Raw genomic sequence first — 2,516 nt, 5'->3', positions numbered from 1 at the left:
TGACGCGCGGCCCCCTCAACGCCGCCAGCACCCCTGCGAGGCCCGATGTCCGACATCCCCATGGAAGCCGCCCCCGTCGCCGAGAAGACGCCCGACGCGCCGGTGCGGAGCATGTCCGCGGGCCTCGCCTCCTGGCTGCTGGTCAGCCCGCTGGCGCTGGTGCTGGCGCTGTTTCTGGTGATCCCCATCGCGGTGATCGTGACGGTCTCGTTCTGGGGCTATAACGAGTGGGATTTCTATCCCGACTTCACCTTCGAGAATTACGAATACCTGCTGACCTCCCGGGTCACGCTCGACACCTATCTCAAGACCTTCTCCTATGTGCTGATGGTCTGGGGCTTCACCGCGGTGATCGGCTTCGCGGTGGCCTATTTCCTCGCCTTCCATGTCCGGTCGGTGGTGTGGCAGAGCGCGCTGTTCCTGGTCTGCACCGTGCCGTTCTGGACCTCGAACATCATCCGCATGATCTCCTGGATCCCGTTCCTGGGCCGCAACGGGCTGGCCAACGAGGTGCTGCTCCAGGCCGGGCTGATCGACGCGCCGCTGGAATTCCTGCTGTTTTCGGATTTCGCGGTCGTGCTGGCCTTCGTGCATCTCTACACGCTGTTCATGGTGGTCCCGATCTTCAACTCGATGATGCGCATCGACCGACGGCTGATCGAAGCGGCGCGCGACAACGGCGCCTCCCCCTTCCAGATCCTGACCAACTTGATCATTCCGCTGTCGAAGCCCGGGCTCATGATCGGCTCGATCTTCGTGGTGACGCTGGTGATGGGGGATTTCATCACGGTGCGCTTCATGTCCGGCTCCCAATCGGCCTCGGTCGGGCGGATCATCCAGAACGAGATCGCGCTGCTGCAATATCCCGCCGCCGCGGCCTCCGCCGTCGTGCTGCTGATCACCGTGCTGCTGATGATCGCCGTGATGCTGCGGCTGGTCGATATCCGGAAGGAGCTTTGACATGGAGGGCAAGCGGGGCTGGGGCTTCTGGCTGCTCGGCGCGTTCTTCGCGCTGTTCGTGCTGTTCCTTTACGGACCGATCGTCACCATCGGCATCCTGTCGTTCCAGGGGCCGGAGGGCGGGCTGACCTTCCCGATGCGAGGCTGGTCGACGCACTGGTTCTTCGACCTCTTCGAGCAGCAGGCGGTCGGGGATTTCTGGGGAGCGTTCTCGCGGTCGCTCACGCTCGGGCTGATGGTGATGGTCACCACCGTCGTCGTCTCGGTCATGGCGGGGCTGGCGTTCCGCCGGAAATTCTTCGGGGCGGCCTGGCTCTTCTACCTGACGGTGGCGAGCCTGATCATCCCGTCGATCCTGATCTCGCTCGGCGTAGGCCTGATGTTCGACATCGCCGGGCTCGACGTGCACTGGTCGACTTCGGGCTTCGGGTCGCAGCTGACCTGGACGCTGCCGTTCGGCCTGCTCATCATGTTCGCGGTGTTCAACCGCTTCGACAAATCCTACGAGGAGGCGGCGCGCGATCTGGGGGCGACCCCCTGGCAGACCGTGCGCTTCGTGGTGCTGCCGATCATCGGGCCCAGCCTGATCGGGGTGGCGCTGTTCGGCTTCACGCTGAGCTACGACGAATTCGCCCGGACCCTGCTGACCGCGGGGAGCTACAACACCCTGCCGCTGGAGATCTTCGGGATGACGACCAATGTGACCACGCCGGTGCTTTACGCGCTGGGGACGCTGACCACGGTGTTCTCGTTCCTGATCATCGGGGGGGCGCTGGGGGTGGTGGCGCTGATGCGGCGCAGGCAGGCGAAGGCGCCCTCGGATGCGGGCCAGGGGCTGGTCTGACATGCGGCTGAGCGTGATCAACCCGAATTCGACCGCCGCGATGACCCGCGCCATCGGCGAGGCGGCCTCGGCCGCCGCCCGCTCCGCGACGCTGATCCGCGCGGTGAATCCGTGGGAGAGCCCGCCCGCGATCCAGGGGCCGGAGGACGGCGAGGCTTCGCTGCCCGGCCTCTTCCGCGTGTTCGGGGAGGAGACCGCCGCCGGCGCCGACGCGGCGGTGATCGCCTGCTTCGACGACACCGGGCTGTGGGAGCTGCGCGAGCGCGCCCGGATCCCCGTGATCGGCATCGGCGAGGCGGCCTATACCGCGGCGATGCTCGCGGGGCGGCGGTTTTCGGTGGTGACCACGCTGGCGGTGTCGATCCCGGTGCTGGAGGATAACCTCGCCCGCTACGGCTTCGCGGGGCGCTGCGCGCGGGTCCGCGCCTCGGGCGTCGCGGTGCTGGAACTGGAGGCGGACCCGGAGGGCTCGGCCGAGCGGGTGGCGGCGGAGATCGCGCGCGCGGTCGCCGAGGACGACATCGACGCGGTTGTGCTGGGCTGCGCCGGGATGGCGGATCTCGCGGCGCGGATGTCGGCGCGGTTCGGGCTGCCGGTGATCGAGGGGGTGTCCGCCGCGGTGCGCCTGGCCGAGACCCTGCACGGCCTGCCCGGCATGGCGCGGCGCGCGCAGGCGGCCTGAGCGCGCCGGCTCCCGCGCCCGGCCGGCGCC

At 68.1% G+C, this 2,516-nt stretch carries 3 protein-coding genes; all 3 read left to right on the top strand.

Translation table 11 applies throughout. From position 1 onward, the window contains the following. Window positions 1-111 precede the first annotated feature (111 nt). From ACTB72_RS15465 to ACTB72_RS15455, 3 genes are read left to right on the top strand one after another with little or no spacing between them, the layout of a single operon-like run. A complete protein-coding gene (locus tag ACTB72_RS15465; RefSeq protein ID WP_463037897.1) occupies window positions 112-960 on the top strand; it encodes an ABC transporter permease in 849 nt (282 codons plus the stop codon). Between the two features lies 1 nt (window position 961). After that, complete coding sequence (locus ACTB72_RS15460; protein WP_463037896.1) at window positions 962-1,804, top strand: ABC transporter permease; 843 nt, start codon at window positions 962-964, stop codon at window positions 1,802-1,804. A 1-nt stretch (window position 1,805) separates the two neighbouring features. Continuing rightward, a complete protein-coding gene (locus ACTB72_RS15455) occupies window positions 1,806-2,486 on the top strand; it encodes an aspartate/glutamate racemase family protein (RefSeq protein ID WP_463037895.1) in 681 nt (226 codons plus the stop codon). Window positions 2,487-2,516: the final 30 nt, after the last annotated feature.

This window comes from Albimonas sp., from assembly GCF_055129145.1.
Note: the sequence above shows the minus strand (reverse complement) of the source record. Positions and strands in the feature narration are given on the sequence as shown.

Excerpts from the sequence above, each read along its gene's own strand:
- ACTB72_RS15460 (WP_463037896.1), top strand. The coding sequence starts at position 962 with ATGGAGGGCAAGCGGGGCTGGGGCTTCTGGCTGCTCGGCGCGTTCTTC.
- ACTB72_RS15455 (WP_463037895.1), top strand. The coding sequence starts at position 1,806 with ATGCGGCTGAGCGTGATCAACCCGAATTCGACCGCCGCGATGACCCGC.
- ACTB72_RS15465 (WP_463037897.1), top strand. The coding sequence starts at position 112 with ATGTCCGCGGGCCTCGCCTCCTGGCTGCTGGTCAGCCCGCTGGCGCTG.